This window comes from Aliamphritea hakodatensis (assembly GCF_024347195.1).
In the GTDB taxonomy this organism is placed as follows: Bacteria; Pseudomonadota; Gammaproteobacteria; order Pseudomonadales; family Balneatricaceae; genus Amphritea; species Amphritea hakodatensis.
Genome location: NZ_AP025281.1, coordinates 5,081,358 through 5,101,453 on the forward strand (window position 1 = coordinate 5,081,358; position 20,096 = coordinate 5,101,453).

23 protein-coding genes are annotated in these 20,096 nt (G+C 54.0%); 13 read left to right on the forward strand and 10 right to left on the reverse strand.

The window, feature by feature from the left end; translation table 11 throughout:
• The first annotated feature begins 19 nt into the window (after nt 1-19).
• Together pstB and phoU are read left to right on the forward strand one after the other, a co-directional pair.
• Nucleotides 20-853: a phosphate ABC transporter ATP-binding protein PstB gene (pstB, locus tag PCI15_RS23050; protein WP_271272205.1), complete on the forward strand. Its 834-nt coding sequence runs from the start codon at nt 20-22 to the stop codon at nt 851-853.
• A 14-nt stretch (nt 854-867) separates the two neighbouring features.
• Nucleotides 868-1,605, forward strand: a complete 738-nt coding sequence (gene phoU, locus PCI15_RS23055; protein ID WP_271272206.1) for a phosphate signaling complex protein PhoU — start codon at nt 868-870, stop codon at nt 1,603-1,605.
• 61 nt (nt 1,606-1,666) lie between these two features.
• On the opposite strand, the gene PCI15_RS23060 is transcribed toward phoU, so the two are convergent.
• The gene (locus PCI15_RS23060) at nt 1,667-1,948 is read right to left on the reverse strand and encodes a hypothetical protein (RefSeq protein ID WP_271272207.1); all 282 of its coding nucleotides are present in this window, start codon (nt 1,946-1,948) and stop codon (nt 1,667-1,669) included.
• Between the two features lie 321 nt (nt 1,949-2,269).
• On the opposite strand from PCI15_RS23060, the gene PCI15_RS23065 reads away from it, so the two are divergent.
• Entirely contained in the window at nt 2,270-3,787 is a 1,518-nt protein-coding gene (locus tag PCI15_RS23065) for a GGDEF domain-containing protein (protein ID WP_271272208.1), read from the forward strand.
• 16 nt (nt 3,788-3,803) lie between these two features.
• Here the strand turns inward: PCI15_RS23065 and PCI15_RS23070 are convergent, their stop codons facing one another.
• Both PCI15_RS23070 and PCI15_RS23075 read right to left on the reverse strand, forming a co-directional pair.
• On the reverse strand, nt 3,804-4,022 hold the full coding sequence (locus PCI15_RS23070; protein WP_271272209.1) for a DUF6500 family protein: 219 nt from the start codon (nt 4,020-4,022) through the stop codon (nt 3,804-3,806).
• Between the two features lie 29 nt (nt 4,023-4,051).
• The gene (locus PCI15_RS23075) at nt 4,052-4,633 is read right to left on the reverse strand and encodes a DUF1415 domain-containing protein (protein ID WP_271272210.1); all 582 of its coding nucleotides are present in this window, start codon (nt 4,631-4,633) and stop codon (nt 4,052-4,054) included.
• 189 nt (nt 4,634-4,822) lie between these two features.
• On the opposite strand from PCI15_RS23075, the gene PCI15_RS23080 reads away from it, so the two are divergent.
• The 4 genes from PCI15_RS23080 (at nt 4,823) to phoR (ending at nt 8,438) form a co-directional block, all read left to right on the forward strand.
• Nucleotides 4,823-5,365, forward strand: a complete 543-nt coding sequence (locus PCI15_RS23080) for a chorismate--pyruvate lyase family protein (protein ID WP_271272211.1) — start codon at nt 4,823-4,825, stop codon at nt 5,363-5,365.
• Between the two features lie 19 nt (nt 5,366-5,384).
• The gene (gene ubiA, locus PCI15_RS23085) at nt 5,385-6,263 is read left to right on the forward strand and encodes a 4-hydroxybenzoate octaprenyltransferase (RefSeq protein WP_271272212.1); all 879 of its coding nucleotides are present in this window, start codon (nt 5,385-5,387) and stop codon (nt 6,261-6,263) included.
• Nucleotides 6,264-6,360: 97 nt separating this feature from the next.
• A complete protein-coding gene (phoB, locus tag PCI15_RS23090) occupies nt 6,361-7,056 on the forward strand; it encodes a phosphate regulon transcriptional regulator PhoB (protein ID WP_271272213.1) in 696 nt (231 codons plus the stop codon).
• Between the two features lie 50 nt (nt 7,057-7,106).
• Entirely contained in the window at nt 7,107-8,438 is a 1,332-nt protein-coding gene (gene phoR / locus PCI15_RS23095; protein ID WP_271272214.1) for a phosphate regulon sensor histidine kinase PhoR, read from the forward strand.
• 69 nt (nt 8,439-8,507) lie between these two features.
• Here phoR and mltA read toward each other — a convergent pair whose 3' ends face one another.
• From mltA to PCI15_RS23110, 3 genes are read right to left on the reverse strand one after another with little or no spacing between them, the layout of a single operon-like run.
• On the reverse strand, nt 8,508-9,644 hold the full coding sequence (gene mltA / locus PCI15_RS23100) for a murein transglycosylase A (RefSeq protein WP_271272215.1): 1,137 nt from the start codon (nt 9,642-9,644) through the stop codon (nt 8,508-8,510).
• Between the two features lie 19 nt (nt 9,645-9,663).
• Nucleotides 9,664-10,461 carry a sulfate transporter CysZ gene (gene cysZ / locus PCI15_RS23105; protein ID WP_271272216.1) on the reverse strand — a complete coding sequence of 266 codons (798 nt, stop codon included), beginning with the start codon at nt 10,459-10,461 and terminating at the stop codon, nt 9,664-9,666.
• A gap of 23 nt (nt 10,462-10,484) precedes the next feature.
• The gene (locus tag PCI15_RS23110; RefSeq protein WP_271272217.1) at nt 10,485-10,709 is read right to left on the reverse strand and encodes a hypothetical protein; all 225 of its coding nucleotides are present in this window, start codon (nt 10,707-10,709) and stop codon (nt 10,485-10,487) included.
• 247 nt (nt 10,710-10,956) lie between these two features.
• Here PCI15_RS23110 and PCI15_RS23115 point away from each other — a divergent pair, with 247 nt between their 5' ends.
• Nucleotides 10,957-11,892 (forward strand): NADP-dependent oxidoreductase, encoded by a 936-nt coding sequence (locus tag PCI15_RS23115; RefSeq protein WP_271272218.1) that lies wholly within the window; start codon nt 10,957-10,959, stop codon nt 11,890-11,892.
• A gap of 64 nt (nt 11,893-11,956) precedes the next feature.
• Here PCI15_RS23115 and PCI15_RS23120 read toward each other — a convergent pair whose 3' ends face one another.
• Genes PCI15_RS23120 through PCI15_RS23130 form a run of 3 tightly spaced genes read right to left on the reverse strand, consistent with a single transcriptional unit; the run spans nt 11,957 to nt 13,268 of the window.
• Nucleotides 11,957-12,388 (reverse strand): hypothetical protein, encoded by a 432-nt coding sequence (locus PCI15_RS23120; RefSeq protein WP_271272219.1) that lies wholly within the window; start codon nt 12,386-12,388, stop codon nt 11,957-11,959.
• A 26-nt stretch (nt 12,389-12,414) separates the two neighbouring features.
• Complete coding sequence (locus PCI15_RS23125; protein WP_271272220.1) at nt 12,415-12,672, reverse strand: hypothetical protein; 258 nt, start codon at nt 12,670-12,672, stop codon at nt 12,415-12,417.
• Complete coding sequence (locus PCI15_RS23130; protein ID WP_271272221.1) at nt 12,672-13,268, reverse strand: YjaG family protein; 597 nt, start codon at nt 13,266-13,268, stop codon at nt 12,672-12,674. Before PCI15_RS23130 ends, PCI15_RS23125 begins: the two co-directional genes overlap by 1 nt.
• Before the next feature lie 209 nt (nt 13,269-13,477).
• On the opposite strand from PCI15_RS23130, the gene PCI15_RS23135 reads away from it, so the two are divergent.
• The 5 genes from PCI15_RS23135 (at nt 13,478) to PCI15_RS23155 (ending at nt 18,745) form a co-directional block, all read left to right on the forward strand.
• Nucleotides 13,478-14,029 (forward strand): TRAP transporter small permease subunit, encoded by a 552-nt coding sequence (locus PCI15_RS23135; protein WP_271272222.1) that lies wholly within the window; start codon nt 13,478-13,480, stop codon nt 14,027-14,029.
• On the forward strand, nt 14,029-15,408 hold the full coding sequence (locus PCI15_RS23140; protein ID WP_271274669.1) for a TRAP transporter large permease: 1,380 nt from the start codon (nt 14,029-14,031) through the stop codon (nt 15,406-15,408). The genes PCI15_RS23135 and PCI15_RS23140 overlap by 1 nt, the downstream gene beginning before the upstream one ends.
• A 19-nt stretch (nt 15,409-15,427) precedes the next feature.
• A complete protein-coding gene (locus tag PCI15_RS23145; protein WP_271272223.1) occupies nt 15,428-16,618 on the forward strand; it encodes a hypothetical protein in 1,191 nt (396 codons plus the stop codon).
• A 135-nt stretch (nt 16,619-16,753) separates the two neighbouring features.
• Entirely contained in the window at nt 16,754-18,268 is a 1,515-nt protein-coding gene (locus PCI15_RS23150) for a hypothetical protein (RefSeq protein WP_271272224.1), read from the forward strand.
• 21 nt (nt 18,269-18,289) lie between these two features.
• Nucleotides 18,290-18,745 (forward strand): DMT family transporter, encoded by a 456-nt coding sequence (locus PCI15_RS23155; protein ID WP_271272225.1) that lies wholly within the window; start codon nt 18,290-18,292, stop codon nt 18,743-18,745.
• A gap of 54 nt (nt 18,746-18,799) precedes the next feature.
• Here the strand turns inward: PCI15_RS23155 and PCI15_RS23160 are convergent, their stop codons facing one another.
• Complete coding sequence (locus PCI15_RS23160; RefSeq protein WP_271272226.1) at nt 18,800-19,930, reverse strand: TRAP transporter substrate-binding protein; 1,131 nt, start codon at nt 19,928-19,930, stop codon at nt 18,800-18,802.
• Nucleotides 19,931-20,096: the final 166 nt, after the last annotated feature.

Below are 20,096 nucleotides of genomic sequence, written 5' to 3' on the forward strand. Positions count from 1 at the left end.
CGAACAGAGAATATTGACTATGACTACTGAAGTAAAAACCCACTCGATCGATATTTCGGCTATGCAGCGTCAGAATCAGACTCTGCGTCTGGAAGACGAAACCGTTGCCCTGACAGTCAACGATCTGGAACTGTACTACGGGGATAAGCGCGCCCTGCACGGCGTCAACATGACCATCCCTAAAAACCGGGTGACGGCCTTCATCGGCCCGTCCGGTTGCGGTAAATCAACCCTGCTGCGCTGCTTCAACCGCATGAACGACCTGGTCGACAGCTGCCAAATCAACGGCGAGATCGTTCTGGATAACCAGAACATCTACGAACGTGCGGTTGACGTTGCCGAACTGCGTCGCCGGGTGGGCATGGTATTCCAGAAGCCAAACCCGTTCCCGAAGAGCATTTATGAAAACGTTGCCTACGGCCTGCGTATTCAGGGTGTTACCAAGAAACGCGTCATTGATGAGACCGTTGAATGGGCCCTGAAATCCGCTGCCCTGTGGGATGAAGTAAAAGACCGTCTGCACGAAAGCGCGCTGGGCATGTCCGGTGGTCAGCAGCAGCGTCTGGTGATTGCCCGTACCATCGCCGTGAAGCCTGAAGTACTGCTGCTGGATGAGCCGGCATCAGCACTGGATCCGATCTCTACACTGAAAATCGAAGAACTGATCCACGAGCTGAAGAAAGACTTCACCATTGTTATCGTGACACACAACATGCAGCAGGCTGCCCGGGTGTCTGATTACACCGCGTTCATGTATATGGGCGATTTGATCGAGTTTGGTGTCACAGATACCCTGTTCACCAATCCGGAAAAGAAACAGACTGAAGACTACATCACCGGTCGTTACGGATAACCGAGGAATTTTCCATGACATACGAACAGGATCACCACAGCACGCATATTTCCCAGCAGTTCAACGACGAACTGGAGCAGGTCCGTACCGAACTGCTGACCATGGGAGGCATTGTTGAGCGGCAGGTAAACGACGCCATTGAAGCCCTGATTGAAGGCGATGCCGAACAGGCCGAACAGGCCCGTAAAAATGACCAGATCATCAACGATATGGAACTGATGATCGACGAACAGTGCACCCGTATTATCGCCCGCCGCCAGCCGGCTGCGGCCGACCTGCGCCTGATTATCGCGATCAGTAAGACCATCAGCGATCTGGAACGCATGGGTGACGAAGCCAGCCGTATCTGCCGTCACGCCATTGAACTGGCAGAAGATAACGGTAAAGGCCGTGGTTATCAGGAAGTCCGCCACATCGGTAATCTGGTTCGCCAGATGCTGCAGGACTGCCTGACCGCATTTGCCCGCAGTGACGCTGAAATGGCCTACAAAGTTGCCAAGAAAGATAAGTCTGTCGATCAGGAATACCGTACCGCCATGCGGACGCTGGTGACCTTCATGATGGAAGACCCGCGGTCTATTTCCAACGTCATGAATGTAATCTGGGTACTGCGCAGTCTGGAGCGGATCGGTGATCACACCCGCAATATGGCTGAACACCTGATCTATCTGGTCAGTGGCACAGATGTGCGCCACAGCAGCCTCAGCGATATCAAGAAAACCGTGCGTCAGCACGAATCAGATGACAGTTAAGACCGGTCACCGGCCACAAAAAAGGCAGCCACGGGCTGCCTTTTTGATATCTGTTCGGCGCTTAACTTTTTTCGATCTGTAACAGGATCCGGCCATTATTCTTCGGTTCAGCCCGCATAATATAGCCCTCTGCCTGATAGTGTCCGTAATTCTTCAGACCCTGCATAACATCTTCCGGAACTGAGCCGCCACACCAGCCCTGCACCATGGCCTTCATGTAGCCAAGAAATAATGCATCCAGCTCCCAAAGGTCGCCCTGCATATCACAGGTAGCAATGCCCTTCTTCTCTGTCGCTCTCCGGTTCTGTTTACCGGTCGCCTTCCCTCTGCGTTCGATCAGCACAGTCTCTTTCCTTCCCCTGTTTAGTTGTCAGACAGGTACAACTCACGTCCTGTTTTCCGGCATTCCCACGCCGGGTCTGTGTGCAAAAATTAATTCTAGCTCAATACTTCCGTATCTTGTAGTACGTTTATATTGATAAACAAAAATAGACCTGCAGCCGCCTTAAAAGACGTTTTCAGAATATAATTTTTAGTCACCGGATAGTATTAAGTCTGTGAAAAAACTGGATTTTCTGCCACTCAGCCGATATAGAATACTATTGAATACTATTATTGGTATTCCAGGGACGGCAATCTATCAATCTGAACGGCAGGAATTCCCATGGCTGACTATATCGTTTACGGCGACTTAAATTGCCCTTTCAGCTATGCGTTACATGAGTTACTCAGCAGCCATAATCTGCTGAACAAAGTGGAATGGCGGCTGGTCGAACACACTACCGATATCAGCAGCTATGCCAGCGCCACAGAAAGTATGTCGGAAATTGCCAGCGACATCTTTGATATCCGTAACCGTATTCCTGACATCTCCATCACCCTGCCCCCCAACCGCAGCGACAGTTACTTTCCCAGCCTCTGTGTCATCGCCGTTGGCAAGACGGCCCCGGCCAGCCTGCCCTGCTTTCGGCAGGCCCTGTACCGTAACCTGTGGATCGAAGGTAAAGACATCTCCGACTCACCGGTCATCTTCAACGCGCTGGAAAGTTGTGACCTGACCACCGAAATCGAAGCGGACGAAACCTGTGAAGCCATCCTGCATGACTGGCAGGCACAATGGGAAGCCGGTAATTTTGGCATGCGCACCCCGGCCATACAAAGCAGTGACGGCCGGCGTATGGTGGGGCTGCAAAACTATAAAAACATCATTGAGTTCTTTCAGGGGCAAAGCGTCAGCAGCCCGGAAAATCAGCCAACATCCCGGCACAAAGAACGCCAGACAATCGCCGTCTTCGGAGAAGACGCCTGTCACAAACTGTGGAACGTACTCTCCATCCTGCGGGACAACTACAACCTGCTGTTGCCGCAGTCCTGGCCGGCGCTCAAAGAACAACTGGTATCCCCGGAACAGTGCCCTGATCTGGTCCTCATCCATCAGCCGGTGCAGGACAACAGTCTGGCCGAACGCTGTCTGGAACTGAATCATTACCTGCGGGAAAAACAGATTCCACTGGCCTGTATCGGACCGGAGCTGGACGACACACTGGAAGCCTCACTGTACGATGCCGGTACCGCTGACTACCTGCTGGAACACCGCAATCCGGCGATCATTCAGGCCCGTATCGGCATTCTCCTGCAGCTGAAACGCTCCCATGACCTGCTGGCCCGCGCGGCCAGCATCGACAACCTGACCCAGGTATACAACCGCCGCGAATTTGAACGCACCCTGGAAATGGAATGGCGTCGCAGCCAGCGCTCCAAACAGAGCCTGTCGCTGATCCTGCTGGATATTGATTACTTCAAAGCCTACAACGACCACTACGGCCACCTGAACGGCGATAACTGCCTGCGTCAGGTCGCCAAAGCCATTAAGGACTCTGCACGGCGGGTACAGGATATTGTCAGCCGCTATGGTGGCGAAGAATTTTGCATCCTGCTGCCGGAAACCGATCTGGCCGGTGCACAGAAACTGGCGGAAAATATCCGCGATAATATCAACCGGCTGGAAATCCCCCACACCGGAGATGTGGCTGACAAAGTCACCGCCAGCCTTGGGATATCCACCCTGATTCCGGCCAATGGCAGTTCACCGCGGGCGCTCATCGAACAGGCGGATCAGGCCTTATATAAGGCCAAGTCAGCGGGCCGTAATCAGGTGATGATTTTTAATCAGCGCCGCTGATCCGGCCTGCGGGCTGTCAAAGCCCTTGCATAACCATTGCCCTGACTTTGTGGGCTTTTTCAAAATGATCCAGCTGATGCCGCTCAATCCACCAGGTGGCGGCTTCCATCAGCAGTGCCGGATCATCATTTTTGTTCGCAAAAAACGCATAGAATGACAGCCCCACATCCGGCCCCTTCGCGGCGATTTTTTTATCGCAAACGGTAATGATTTTTTGCCTCAGCACTTCACGCATTACCTGCACCCTCCCTGTCCAGATGTCCGTTAGCTGTCTGCATAATCCGCAAACGGTGGAAAACGCTTAATCAGCCCCTCACGGCCCAGTTTTTCCAGCCGCTGAATATTCCGCTCCGGAATTTCCTCAGGATTCTTAAAATGAGTTAACGCCCGGCTCATCTGAGCCTCACGGATAATATGAAAGGTGGGGTACGGTGCCCGGTTCGTCCAGTGACTGATATCCTCCGCCGGGACACCGCCGAACAGATAACCGGGATGGAAGCTGGCCAGTTGCAGCACGCCTTCCAGCTCGGCCCTTTCCAGCAGGATTTCGAACTCGGTCAGCGTATCCAGATAATCGTAAAAATCCGCCAGCATGTAAGGCGCAATCAGCAACGTTGTGGAAATGTCTTTTTCATCCGCCTGCATCAGCCTGTCCAGCTCCTGCAGATAATCCGCCGTGAGGGCTTTTTCATCCTTCGCCTCAGAGACAAAAAAACGCAGGCTCTGATCTTTCAGGACAGGTGCTGCAAACGGGCATAAGTTCAGCCCCACAACCATACTGCGAACCCAGTCTTCGGTGAGCTGGCGCACCTCTTCAGGAGAGGCATTAAGATTCTGTGTATTCATAGCACGCATGTTACCCAAAGGGGCTGACAAGCCCAATCCCCGGGGCAAAAAATCCTGCGCCAGCGCAACGAAAAATCCGGGGCTCCGTGATCAAGTCTATGATTCCCCGGGGTAAGTGATAACATAGCGGCTGTTTTAAAAGTGCGTCATCGCTTTACGCCTGTGGAACAATATCTTTGAGATTTTGCCGTGCCGATACCTTCAGCCCTGAATGACAACAGCTTCGATGTTCGCTGGTACACCCTGCGGCGTCCCGCCAGTACCGACGCACCCTTGTGCTGGCGTAAATGGCTGCTGGATCCGGGCTCTTTAACCCAGCGGCTGATCAGTGCCAGCCAGGGTGATTTTCGTGTCGAAGTTATCCGTCAGGGCTGGCATCATCCGACCCGTTCAGAAGCCAAAGCACTGGGGATGCGCCCCCGTCAGCTGGCGGTCATCCGGGAAGTACAGCTAATCGGCAACGGCCAGCCCTGGGTATTCGCCCGTTCAGTCATCCCGGCGACAACCCTCACCGGCAAGCAGCGGGAACTTAACTTTGTGGGCAGCCGTTCGCTGGGCAGTATACTGTTCCGTGATCCGACCATGCGCCGGGGTCCATTACAGATCAGCCGCCTGAAAATCCGCGATGGCGGATCTGCGTGGGCGCGCCGGTCACTGTTTTACCTGAGCGAAAAACCCCTGCTGGTATCGGAAGTTTTTCTGCCGGCATTACTTGATGCAAAACACCTCTGAGAGCACAGACCTGACCCTTATGAGCAGACAACTTTTCAGCAGAGACCGCCTTGAAGCCTACGGACAGCTGATGCGGGTGGAAAAACCCATCGGTATCTATCTGCTGCTGTGGCCGGCACTCTGGGCCCTGTGGATCGCTGCTGAAGGCGTCCCCAGCCTGCACTTACTGGTGATTTTCTGCCTGGGCACCTTTCTGATGCGCTCCGCAGGCTGTGTGATCAATGACTTTGCGGACCGCAAAGTTGATGGCCATGTAAAACGCACGGCCCAACGCCCTATTCCCGCCGGAAGAGCCACCGCCAAAGAAGCGCTGATACTGTTTTTTGTCCTCATCGGTCTGGCCTTTATTCTGGTGCTGTTTACCAATACGCAAACCATCCTGCTGTCGTTCGGCGGTGCGTTTCTCGCCGCCTGCTACCCCTTTATGAAGCGCTACACCCATCTGCCTCAGATTGTTCTGGGCATGGCCTTTGCCTGGGCGGTGCCGATGGCCTTCAGCGCAACCGGTGAAGCGGTCCCCGCCCACGCTTGGCTGATTTATACCGCCACGGTGCTGTGGACCACCGCCTACGATACCAAATACGCCATGGTAGACCGGGACGACGACCTTAAAATCGGCATTAAATCCACCGCTATTCTGTTCGGCGATGCGGACAAACTGATTGTCGGTATGCTGCAGGCGCTGACCCTGCTCACCTTTATTTTGCTTGGTAATCAGCTGGATATGGGTAAGTACTTCTACCTCAGCCTGCTGGTCATGGCAGGCTGTTTTATCTGGCAACAGTGGCTGATCCGCCACCGCCAGCGCGAAGCCTGCTTCCGGGCGTTTCTCAATAATCACTACGCAGGCATGGCGCTGTTTATCGGCATTGCCCTGGATTATTGGCTAATCTCCTGATAATTCCTGTTACATAAGCAAAATTTGTCATATTTCTGTAACAGTTTAATAATCTAATATGCTCGTCTAAAGAATTGTCTAAAGAAGGTGATCGAGCATGTCATCCAATAAACGAATTCTGATCGTCGACGATGAAGCCCCAATCAGGGAAATGATTGCGGTTGCATTAGAAATGGCCGGTTACGAATGTATGGAAGCAGAGTCTGCCCAGGCAGCCCACAGCATTGTTCTGGATGAAAAGCCGGACATGGTATTGCTGGACTGGATGATGCCCGGCATCAGCGGCGTAGAATTCGCCCGCCGGTTACGTAAAGATGAAGTGACCGCCGACATCCCGATCATCATGCTGACCGCCAAAGGTGATGAAGACCATAAAATCAAAGGCCTGGAATCAGGCATTGATGATTACATCACCAAGCCATTCTCACCCCGTGAACTGGTTGCCCGGCTGAAAACCGTATTGCGCCGTGCCACACCTAAAGGCATTGAAGAGCCGATTACCGTTGATAATCTGACACTGGACCCTGTGTCTCACCGGGTCAGCGCCGAACTCAAGCCACTGGAACTGGGGCCAACCGAGTTTCGCCTGTTACAGTTTTTCATGACCCATCAGGACCGCGCCTACTCCCGCAGCCAGTTACTGGATATGGTCTGGGGTGGCAATGTATACGTTGAAGAACGTACCGTCGACGTCCATATCCGGCGGTTACGTAAAGCGCTGGGAGCGCGCCACGAATATCTGATTCAGACCGTTCGCGGCACCGGTTACCGGTTCTCATCGCAAGTTGCTTAAGCCGAAGTTTCCGCGCTAAGCTGCCATAGACATCACCCGGAACCGACAGAATGTACAACCGTAATCATTCCATTTCTGGCAGTTTATTTTTGACCGCGATGGCCGGCACCGTTGTGGGGCTGGTGATCGGTTATCCCGGCTGGACCCTCGCCGTGTTTCTGCTCGGCTGGGCGGTCCTCCAGGTCAGGGAATTTACCCGCCTGCAGGAATGGCTCACCAAAGGCGACCGTTCCGATGTCCCGGAAAGCAAAGGCCACTGGGGAGAACTGTTTGATGAACTGGCCCGGGACCAGAAACGCAATCAGTCCCGCAATCAGTCACTGCGTAATATCATTACCCGCTTTCAGCAATCCTCAGCGGCGCTGGGAGACGGCATTGTCATCATCGACCGGGACAACAACCTTGAATGGTGGAACCGCTCTGCTGACCGCCTTCTGGGCTTAAAAGTACAGACCGACCGTGGCCGTTCCGTGATGAACCTGCTGCGCGACCCGCGTTTTATCCGCTATTACCGCAAAGAAAATTACGACGAACCGCTGCAATTACCATCTCCGGTCGACAGCCTGGTCGCGCTGGAATACCAGCTCACCAAGTTTGGCTACGGCGACCGCATACTGGTGGCCAGAGACATTACCCGGATTAACCAGCTGGAACAGACCCGCCAGGACTTTGTTGCCAATGCCTCCCATGAACTGCGCACTCCGTTAACGGTTATTCGCGGTTATCTGGAAACCTATCTGGATCAGGATTTACCTGCGCCGTTGCGCCGCGGCCTGAATCAGATGGCCAAGCAATCAAAACGCATGGAAAATCTGGTCTCCGGCCTGTTGCTGTTGTCACGTCTGGAAGCCAGCCCGCATATCTCCGACGAACTGCCAGTCCCGGTACAGTCAATGATTCGCAAGATCACCGACGATGCCCACAGCCTCGGCAAGGACAAGAATCATCAGATTAAACTGGATGTGGACCCGGACTTCAGCCTGCTGGGGCAGGAATCAGAAATCTACAGCGCATTTTCCAATCTGGTCTTTAATGCCGTGCGCTACACACCGGCGGAAGGCACGATTACCATCCGCTGGTGGGTGGATAAAAACGGTGCGCACTTTGCCGTTAAAGACAATGGCCCCGGCATCGACAGCATTCATATCGACCGGTTATCTGAACGTTTCTACCGTGTAGACGAAAGCCGTTCATCGGACAGCGGCGGCACCGGACTGGGGCTGGCCATCGTTAAACACGTGCTGAACCGTCACGGCGGCAAACTGGCCATCAAGAGTACCCTGGGCAAAGGCAGCACCTTCAGCTGTCACTTCCCTAAAGAGCTGATTAACAAGGTAAAACATCCGGCAGTTGAAGAACTGGACGAGTTGGATGACGACTGACATACACTCTGCAATCTTAGAAGCATAAAAAAACCTGCCGATGGGCAGGTTTTTTATGCTCAGTACTCTTTACTGCGGCTTAGGCAGTAAGGCGAATAACTCACCGCTTTGCTTCATATGGCCCGCCAGCTGTTTCGCCCGCTCACCCCGGCCAAAAAACACATCCGCCCGCACCGGGCCCTTAATCGCCCCGCCGGTATCCTGTGCCAGTACCAGACGCTGATAGGCAGAATCATCAAACAGCGTGGTATTCAGCCACAGAGGCGTGCCCAGCGGGATAATCTTGCGATCAACCGCCACACTGCGTTCATTGGTCAGCGGCACGTTCAGCGAGCCGCGGGGGCCGCTCTCAACCGTGTCTGACAAGTAAAAGAACACATAGCTGGGGTTCTGGTTTTTCAGCCAGTCAGCCCGCTCAGGGTGCGCCTCAAGCCAGCGGTTAATGGTATCCAGCGAGATATCCTCTTTAGCAATCTCACCGGTCTCGATCAGCACCCGGCCAATGGGCTTATAAGCATGACCATTCTGATCTTTATAGCCAACGGCCACCAGCTCACCGGTATCCAGCTGCACCACACCTGAGCCCTGAATGTGCAGGAAGAACGCCGCATTGGGATCATCCACCCAGAGCAATTCCTGACCGGCCAGCGGCTGATCCGGGCCGTCAATCTCTGCCCGGCTGTAATATGGCATCACCTGATCACCGATCACCCGGCCACGGCAGCGGGCCGCGCGGTCAGCACAGCTTTGCACCTGAATACCCAGCATGTCCGCCGGCTTGCGGTACAGGGGATAGGAATACCGTTCCGAACGTTGCAGGCTGCCATGCAACAACGGCGTGTAATAGCCGGTGATCAGGCCATCTTTACGGCCTTCCGTGCCATTGATCCGGTACACCTGAAAATGGCTTTCAAAAAATGCCCGGGCCTGACGGTGATCCGGCGTCCCCAACTGATCAGCGGCGCGACAGATCCGTTGCCAGTCCGCCGATTTCTTACGCAGCTTCTGACACTGGGCCAGCAACCCCGGCCAGACATCCGCCTGCTGATCCTGCTGCCAGCCGTCCAGCGAATTCCAACTGACAGCGTCACCGATACCGGCCTCTTTCGGCGCAAAGCTGCACCCGGCGAGCGCCGCCACTGCCACGACAGTGGTCAGGCGCATACCCTGCTTAATACGGTTTACCCAACCAACGCTTACTGCCATCGGTATTACCTTTAAAAAATTAGTCACGGGTCAGACGCGGCTCCGCGCCTGAGGAAATATTTCGGCCAGGCGCTGCCGGTTCACTGGCATACTCTTCCACCCAGTAAATCGTCGCACCAATTACCGCTGCCGGCATGATCAGAAGGTTCACCAGCGGAATCATCATGCCAATGGAGACCAAACCACCAAAGCCCATCGACGTTAAACGCTTTTGCTTCAGCGCAACACGCATATCGGTGAAGCTGACCTTGTTATTGTCCATCGGATAGTCACAGTACTGAATGGCCATCATCCAGCAACCGAACAGGAACCACAGAATCGGCGCAGCCAGGCCAACCACCGGAATCAGAGCAATCACAAATATCAACAGGAAGCGCGGCAGATAATACACCAGTTTGGAAATTTCCCGGCCGACCGCCTGAGGCACCATGGCAATCATTTCCTTCCAGCCGGTATCCGTCACGGTTGCGCCTCTCAGGCGTTGTTCAACCTTCTCCGACAAAATGCCGTTAAAAGGGGCCGCTATAATGTTAGCAACCACGCTGAAACTGAAATACACAATCACCAGAACTGAGCCGGCCACCAGAGGCCAGAGCAGATAGCGCAAAAAATCCAGCCATGCCCAGTCGGGCAACATGCTGGAGAGCAGATAATCAATCCAGACACTCATCTGATCAAACAATAGCCAGATCGCCCCGGCAAACAGAAAAATATTGATCAGTAACGGTACCAGCACAAAATGCCGGATACCTTTTTCCGGTAACATACTCAAACCGCGCAAAAAATACCCTGCGCCACGGAAAGGATTGCCCTTCATTCATCTGCCTCTGATTGGATCGGTCATGCGATAAAATAGTTAAAGAAGCGTACCAAGACCGCCGCCACCATCATAGATAAACCGACCCGGTTTATAATAAATTCCCGCTTACTGAATTCGATCGTCGCCTGCCAGAACACCAGTATCGACTTAAAATCGCCGCTGCGCAGCACATACATGCCAAGCGACACCAGAAATACCACGATGCCTGCCAGCATCAATATCTGTTCAGCAATTACCAGATACATTAAGACCTCCACGGCACACAGCCGTTCCTGTAACGATGTAATTAAGTGAAGTAATTTCTCCGCCCACCCGAGTATATCTGATGACTGAGCAGGGCTAACTTAACCAAACGTCTCGGTTCTCTCCTTGCGCCAGCGGAATCCCTGAAGCGGTCACTGGTCTAAACTGTATGTTTATGGAACGATATGTTTACAGAACGGTTTATGGGACTATCCTGTTCATTCAACTCAGACGCCAACGGAGCACATTATGCAGGCATTTGTTATTCATCAGTTCGGCGGTCCGGAAGTATTACAGTACCAGCCCTTACCGGTACCTGAACTCAAACCCGGTGAAGTACTGGTAAAGACAGCCGCTGCAGGGATCAACCCGATTGACTGGAAAACCTGCTCAGGTGGCGGAGCAAGCGCATTTATCGGTAATTTACCCTTCGTGCCAGGCTGGGAATTCTCCGGCGCCATTGTCAATGGCAACGGCACACGGTGGCAGGCAGACGACCGGGTCTTCGGTATGATCCGCTTCCCAGAACCTGCCGGCTGTTATGCCGAATACATTGCCGTACCGGCCGACCAGATCGCCCGGGTGCCTGATATTGTCGAGCTCGAGGAAGCCGGTGGCCTGGCCACCGCCAGCCTGACTGCATGGCAGGCACTGTTTGACAAAGGCCAGCTGAAAGCCGGCCAGTGTGTACTGATACTGGGCGCCGCCGGAGGTGTCGGACATTTAGCCGTGCAACTGGCGAAGTGGGCCGGGGCACATGTGCTGGGTACCGCCTCTATGCATAACCATGAATTTCTGGGCGATTTAGGCGTTGACCGGGTCATCGATTACCAACATAAGCGGGTGCCGGAACACGCCAAAGACATTGACCTGATCATTGACTGTGTCGGCGGGGAGAGCGGCATTGAAGCCCTTGAATGCCTGAAGCCGGATGGCAGACTGGTCACCCTGCCGTCAGTCACAAAAGACATCGTCGCCGCTGCCGGCCAGGCCCAGAACCGCCATGTTGAGGCGATCAGAGTTATGCCAGATGCCGCCCAGCTGGAACAGATCATCGCCCTCTACGCCGATGATATTCTGCGCCTGCAGCTCAATGACAGCTACCGGCCCGATCAGTTGGAGGAAGCCTTCGAGCTGAGCGCAACCGGCCATGTATGCGGGAAACTGATTCTCAGCTTCGCCTGAATAGCTGGCATAAAAAAACCGCGCCAGGCGCGGTTTTTTTATGCCAGGACAAACCTTTAACGGCTTAACTGCTACACAGCTGCTGCTTCTGGCGCATCAGTAACCGGCAACCGGAACCGTTAATGCCTGCTGCCAGACAACTGTCTTTCATCCAGGCTTTATCATCTTCACTGGGGTCTTCAGCAAACGCTGGCACATTATCACAGAAACCTTCACTTGGAAGGCTGGTTTGCCAGCAGGCTTTCAGCAGAATCCCGTTATTCACGGTGCACTTATATTCTGAATCCTGACACTGATCGAAAGATGCCAGTGCGGCCTCAAAGCAGCCCTGCTGATCCGTGCCGCTTCCCAGAGACGTCCCCTGTTGCTGGAATGCCTGCTGCTCCTGCTGACTTGCACGGTTCCATTCTTCCAGCCACTGCGGCCCCGCCAGCCAGGCCCACAGCAACCCGGCAATACTGATCAGCAGAATGCCCAGCCAGATTTTCTTAGCCATTGATTATCCTTTCCACTGCACGCCCCTCAGCGGGCCCGTACATAAAGACCATATAAACAGCAAGCAAGCCCTAACACTGACAGTAGCATCACCGAATTCACCAGCACCGGGTTACGCTGCCCAAAGGGTACAAATGCCTGTTCAGTTTCGCTGCATGACTGCGCATAAGGGTCAAATGACAATCCCTGCGCCTGACAATCCCGCATAACGCCCAGGTCCTGCCAGAACAGCGCCATCAGCACCACGCCGGGTAAAATCAGTAACGCCAACCCCAGTTTCAGCATCAGTCGTCGCTCACACCGATATTACTGACACCTTCGTTAGCCGCCAGTTCGCGCAGTTCAGCAATGAATTTGGCATTTGGCTGCTTCACACTGTTAATACGGCGCACCACTTCTTCCTGGAACGCTTCTTCCTGCAACATCATGTCGTGGTTACTGATCAGCCGCAGGACTTCTTCATCAGATAACTGCGCTTCGGCAGTCACTTCCACAAAGGTTGCCACACATTCCAGCGACAGATTGCCGATATTTGCCGCTTCCGCCCGGCTGTTATCCAGTAAACAGCTGACACAGGAAAATAATGCCACCATGGCATCCAGTGCCGGCGATGCACCGTACATATCGAACTCATCCAAATCCGGCATATTGTCTTCAATATTGCTCAGCTGAACTTCAAAGTTCATTTTTGCACCGGTGTTCCCCAGATGGTTCCAGACACCGTCGAGAATCTGCCGCACCTGCTGCCGGTCACCAAACTCCAGCAACCGGGAAAACAATGCAAAATTCGGATACATACGTTCAGTCAGCGCAACCGAAAAGGCCGTCAGTTGCCACCCATCCAGGGCCTTGATCTCTTTTTCCAGCATCCACTGTGACATAGCAGAATTCTCTTTGGTTTAAAGTGCTCTATTGTACGGGTATTGGTAGATTTTGCAGCTTTTCAGCTGCAAAACTGTGACTTTTCCCGCCTCTGAAAGGGAAATTTACCCGCCAGCGCCAAACTGTTGTTTTAATAACCAAGATGCTTAATATTATTCGGTTTTTTCTTGTTATACTGACCGGTAAATTTTCCAAAAGACGCGCTCCTATGAAAAGTAACTTCATGGTTAAAGCCATTAACTGTCTCGACGGTCTGAGTGAATGCATTGGCCGTTCTATTTCCTGGCTGACGCTGGCCATGGTGATTGTCACCTTCATTGTTGTTGTCATGCGGTATGTGTTCGAAGTGGGCAACATCCAGCTACAGGAATCGGTCATTTACATGCACAGTTTTGTGTTCCTGCTCGCCGCCGGATACACCCTGAAACATGACGGCCATGTACGGGTGGATATTTTCTACCGGCCGCTGGGTGAACGCGGTAAAGCCATCATCAACATCATTGGCACCCTGTTTCTGTTATTCCCGGTTGCCGGATTTATTTTGTGGATCTCCTGGGACTATGTCGCCTTCTCCTGGAAAAATCTGGAAGGCTCGCAGGAAGCCGGTGGTATAGAGGCCCTCTTTATCCTCAAAACCTGCCTCATTGTCATGCCTGTACTGATGCTCCTGCAGGGGCTGGCAGAACTGTTACGTAATCTGCTAGTGCTGACCGGCGACGGCCACCTGTTAAAAACTGATGACCTGGAGCACCCGTTATGATCACTGAATTACTGCCGCTGCTGTTATTTCTGGGCGCAATTATTGTCCTGCTGCTGGGCTATTCAGTGGCCTTTTCTCTGGCGGGCACAGGTCTGATTTTTGCCGCCATCGGTATTATGACCGGCACTTTTGAACCCCAGTTTCTGGAGGCCGTGCCAAACCGTATTTTCGGCATCATGAACAACACAGTACTGATTGCAGTGCCCCTGTTTGTCTTTATGGGCGTCATGCTGGAACGCTCTAAAATTGCTGAAGATCTGTTGGATACCATGGCAGCACTGTTCGGCCCGCTGCGGGGCGGCCTGGGTATTTCAGTGACCGTCGTCGGTATGTTACTGGCCGCCAGTACCGGCATTGTCGGGGCAACCGTGGTTACCATGGGCCTGTTATCCCTGCCAACCATGCTGCGCCGGGGTTATGACCCGGGTGTTGCCACCGGCACCATCTGTGCGTCCGGTACGCTGGGGCAGATCATCCCGCCATCCATCGTACTGGTGTTACTGGGTGATGTAATTTCATCTGCGTATCAGCAATCCCAGCTGGACCGGGGGATCTTCTCACCGGAAACCGTCACCGTCGGCGATCTGTTTCTGGGGGCCCTGATTCCGGGTCTGATGCTGGTCGGTGCCTATATTCTCTATCTGGTGGGTAAGGCCATTTTTCAGCCGGACACGGTGCCAGCTATCCCGGAAGAAGAGCGTACCGCAATGGATAACATGCTCCAGCGAGTATGTTCTGCCCTGTTACCGCCGGTTTTACTGGTCGGGCTGGTGCTGGGCTCCATTCTGGCGGGCTGGGCAACGCCGACAGAAGCCGCATCGGTGGGTGCAGTGGGCGCCATTCTGCTGGCCCTGATGCGCCGCTGTCTGACGCTGGAGATTCTGAAAGAAGTCATGCAGACCACCACCCAGGTCAGCTCCATGGTATTTATTATTCTGGTAGGTGCCTCAATCTTCTCGCTGGTCTTCCGCGGCTACGGCGGTGACGATCTGGTACGGGAATTTCTGACAGATCTGCCCGGTGGCGTATTCGGCGCGGTCCTGCTGGTGATGCTGGTCATCTTCCTGCTCGGCTTCTTCCTGGACTTCATTGAAATCACCTTCGTTGTGGTGCCAATTGTTGCGCCGATTCTGCTGTCGATGGGGCTGGACCCGATCTGGCTGGGCATTATGATCGCCATCAACCTGCAGACTTCGTTCCTGACGCCGCCGTTCGGGTTTGCCCTGTTCTATCTTCGCGGGGTCGCACCGGCCAGCATCACGACGATGCAGATTTACCGGGGCGTTATCCCGTTTATACTGATTCAGTTACTGGCACTGATCGCCATCGCGCAGTGGCCGGCACTGGCAACCTGGTTACCGACACTGGTTTACGGATAAAACATCTGAGGGAAAAAGAATGACGGCTAAAGCAACCGGAATTTGCATGCTGACCAGCCTGTTTATCAGTCTGACAGCACACGGATCGGATACCGACGCCTGCATAAGCAGCTTCGCAGCCGGCCAGCTGGAACAGGCCCGGCAGCAGTGCGAACCACTGGCAGATCAGGGCTTTCCTGAGGCCAACTTCATCATGGCCCGGATTACTACCGACACACAGCCAGTGGATTACCCCAAAGCGATCTACTGGCTGCAACGGGCCACAGAGCTGGAGCATGCAGAAGCAGCTTACAACCTTGGCATTGCCTATCAGACCGGCACCGGTATCACCAAAGACCTGCCTCTGGCCATCAAGACCTACCAGCAGTCCGCCTCACTGGGCAACGCAAAAGCCCAGCGAAATTTAGGACTGATGTACAGCGCCGGTATCGGCACCGCACAGAACTACCCGAAAGCCTTTGAATATTTCACCGCATCGGCCGGTGCCGGTGAAGCCGCCAGCCAGTACAATCTGGGCATTATGTACCTGCAGGGCACCGGCACTGCACCAAATCCCGGACTGGCACAGGAATGGCTGACCCGCGCTGCCGAAAACGGCGACAGTAACGCACAGATGACCCTTGGCGTAATGTTACAGGACTCAGACCTGGATGCCAGCCTGCTGTGGTATAACCGGGCAGCGGAACAGAACAACCCTTATGCTCTGTATAACCTGGCCATTCTCTACTGGCAAGATGAACGGTTAGAGCAAGATCTGAAGCAGGCCACTTATTTTGCCCGGCAGGCTGAACAGCAGGGCCACAGCAAAGGCACTGAGTTGCTGGCACAGATCAACCGTCAGACCACACTTACCTCCCCGTCTCTTGCCTCTGAGGAGACAGCCACTGTAGCGACCACAGCGGGTGACAAAGGCCTGCGTGATACAGACTGGGTCATGCAGCAGCCTAAGCGTGAATATTTTGCCCAACTGACCCAGCTGAAAACCCGGCAGGAAATCGAACCTTACCTGCGGCAGCATAACCTCACCGGGCTGGTTGATTACTTCCCGGTTAAAACAAAATTAGGAGAAGTCTACATTATCCTTTTCCGGGACAGCTTCGACGGTGTCGTCACCACCCGGACAGGGATGAAAGGCAAGGTGCCTGATAAAATCAGCAAAAATGCCTGGATACGTACCTTTGAATCACTGCAAAACGGCATAAAACAATAAACACTGACTATTTGCCGGGGTATAATGCCCCGGTAACTAATCTGCCGGGACGCAATCTAGTTCACGTCCTGCAGCATTCTCACCTGACTGCTTTCTCTGCAGGCCCAATACACCGGTTTCTGGAGTAGCACGCTGATGCGTCTGATTACATCTGTCATAGCTGCAATAACCCTGCTCCCAGCGCTGTGTCTGGCGGCGACGCAGCCTGCTCAGGAAGCCTGCCGGGAAGCCTTTCAGACCAATATGGTTGCAGCAGCACTGGCTGCCTGTGAACCACTGGCCGAACAGGGTGACGGCGAAGCGGCTTTTCTTGCTGCCCGTACCTACAGCCTCCATTTTGATGACTTCCAGAGCCAGGCAAACGCCCTGAAATGGCTGCAAGTTGCCCGTCAGGCCGGGCTGCCCGAAGCGGGCTATTATCTGGGCCTGGCGTACCAGCACGGGCAGGGAACCTATATCGACCTGGATAAGGCCATCGGTGCTTACCGGTTTTCCGCCGACAAGAACAACCCCCATGCCCAGCGCAATCTGGGCATGCTGTACAAAGAGGGTAACGGTGTCCCGCGGGACGGCGCAAAAGCCTTTGAACTGATCAGCCGTTCTGCCAAAGCCGGTATTATCGACAGTCAGTTAACGGCCGGTGTGATGTTACTCCGCGGTGAAGGCGTCGAGAAAAATGAACGCCTGGGCCACAGCTGGATCAAGCAGGCCGCCGTCGCCGGCAATCAGGATGCACAGCTGGCGCTGGGCATCATGTATTCCGACCTGGATATTGAAGCCAGCATTAACTGGTATGAACAGGCTGCCGCCCAGGATAACCCCTATGCGCTCTATCATCTGGCTATCCTCTATCTGAAAGGCCTGCGGGTACCGCAGGATCTGCAGAAAGCCCGTGAATATGCCCGTCACTCTGCTGAACTGGGACACTTATCCAGCTCAACCCTGCTGCAATCCATTGATGAACGGCTGGCGCAAATTTCACCGGAAGAGCGGGCCGCCAAAGCGGAAGAAGAAGCCGCTAAAACGGTGATCTCTGAAAAATTGAAATCCGAACTGGTCCCCCACCGCCAGCATACGCCGCAAGCAAAGGTGGCTGTCAAAACAGTCACCGCACCGGCACCTGCTAAGCCGGCCACTGCGCCACAGCCTTCAAAAGCACCGATGCCTGCAAAGCCCACCAAACCGGCCAGCACACCCAAAGCAATCACCCTTGCTAAACCGGCCCCGGCAACTGAAAAACCGGCAGCACCGGCACCGAAGGTTTCCACTAAAAACCTGACCTCCGGCCAGCGCCTTACCGCCATCAGCAAACCGGCACCCGTGGCTGCAGCGCCGGCCGTTTCCGGGCTGCAAAGTCTGGAGTGGATTCTGTTGCAGCCAGGTAAGGAATATCTGACCCAACTGGTGCAGCTGGCCACCCTTGAGCAGGTGGATGTCTATATACGTCAGCATAAACTGAGCGGAAAAGTCATCTACTTCCCGGCCCGCACCCAGCTTGGTGATGTTTATATCATCCTGTTCAGAACCGGGGTAACCCGCATCAAACAGGCCCGTATTATCAGCCGTGAAGCCTTACCGGCCAGCCTGGTGGACAACGCCTGGATCAGACCTTTCAAATCATTACAGAAGGCTGTCAGACCGGCTCAGTAAACAGCAGAACAGGGAGTGTTTATGCAATACGGATTATTACTGCTCGCCATCGCCGCCGGTTTTATGCTGCCCATTCAGGGCGCGCTCAATGCCCGGCTGGGCGGCTTAATGGAACATCCTATGCAGGCGACCCTGATCTCTTACATCGGTGGTCTGATCGCCTGTTTACTGGTGCTGTTTTTTGTCCAGCGCAGTGTGCCGGAAATCCGTAAGCTCACAGAAATTAACTGGTATCTGTACTGCGGCGGCTTTCTCGGTGCCGTATTTGTCAGCGCCATGCTTTACCTGATGCCCAGGATCGGCATCGCCAACATGCTGGCCGCGGCCATCGTCGGCCAGCTCATTATGTCTACCGTACTGGATCATTTTGGTGCGCTGGGTAACCCGCAGATTCCAGTCAACAGCTCCCGGATCATTGGCATCGTTCTGCTGCTGGCCGGCCTCTATTTCATTCAGCGTTCCCGCTCGGTGATCTGAATACCGGGCACAAAAAAGGCCGCGAATGCGGCCTTTTTTAGCGGTTCCGAACGGTTACAGCGAGCGGGCGTTAAGGTACGCCTGTTCAGACACTGCGTGCCACTTCTTCGCCTGATCGCGGAATTTAACGAAAGAATCGAACACTTTCTTCGACATTGGATCTTTCGCCGCTTCTTCTGCCACCACTTCATCAGACAGATCTTTCATCTGAATCAGTACTTCATCCGGGAATTTACGCAGTTCAACATTGTGCTCATTCACCAGCTGTTCCAGTGCGTGGTTGTTCTTCGCAGTGAAGTCAGCCAGCATGTCCTGGTTAGCCACACGGATCGCGTTACGGACGATAGACTGCAGGTCAGCCGGCAGTTTCTCAAACGCTTCCTTATTGATGAAGGTTTCCAGCGTAGTGCCCGGCTCATGCCAGCCCGGGTAGTAGTAGAATTTAGCCGCTTTATGCAGACCGAATGCCAGATCGTTATACGGGCCAACCCACTCAGTCGCATCGATCGCACCGGACTGCAGTGACGGGAAGATTTCACCGCCCGGCAACAGTACCGGGGTACCGCCGGCACGCTTCAGTACTTCACCGCCCAGACCCGGAATCCGCATTTTCAGCCCTTTCAGGTCTTCAACGCTGTTAATTTCACGGTTGAACCAGCCACCCATCTGTACACCGGTGTTACCGGCAGCGCCCGGAATCAGACCGAACTCAGCATACACTTCTTCCCACAGTTCCATGCCGCCGCCGTGATACAGCCAGGAGTTCATTTCCTGAGCCGTCAGACCAAAAGGTACCGCCGCAAAAAACTGGGCCGCCGTGGATTTACCCTTCCAGTAGTATGAAGCGCCGTGACCCAGCTCAGCAGTACCGCGGGATACCGCATCGAAAATTTCCAGTGCGCCAACCAGCTCTTTGGCACCGTATACTTTAACGGTGATGCGGCCGCCGGACATTTCACCGATCAGCTCCGCCAACTTGTTCGCGCCGGTGCCCAGGCCCGGGAAGTTCTTCGGCCAGGTGGTGACCATTTTCCATTCAATCGGCGCAGGCTTTTCAGGCATAGCCGGTGCGGGTGCCGCTTCAGGCTTACAGTCAGCAACCGGGGCTTTTTCTTCAGTACAGGCAGCCAGACCGACCGCAGCCGCTCCCAAACCGAGGACTTTAACTATCTCACGACGTTTCACGTTGTTCTCCCTTTCGATGCCAGTCTGCAAAGCGGATTACATACACCAATCACACCGCAGCAGGCGGACAAAATTATGCAGTTATTATTATTCACTCAGGGAAAATAGCACGCAGCCATATTTGCTGCAATTTCAATCAGTAACCAAAGTACCAACAGACCTTCTG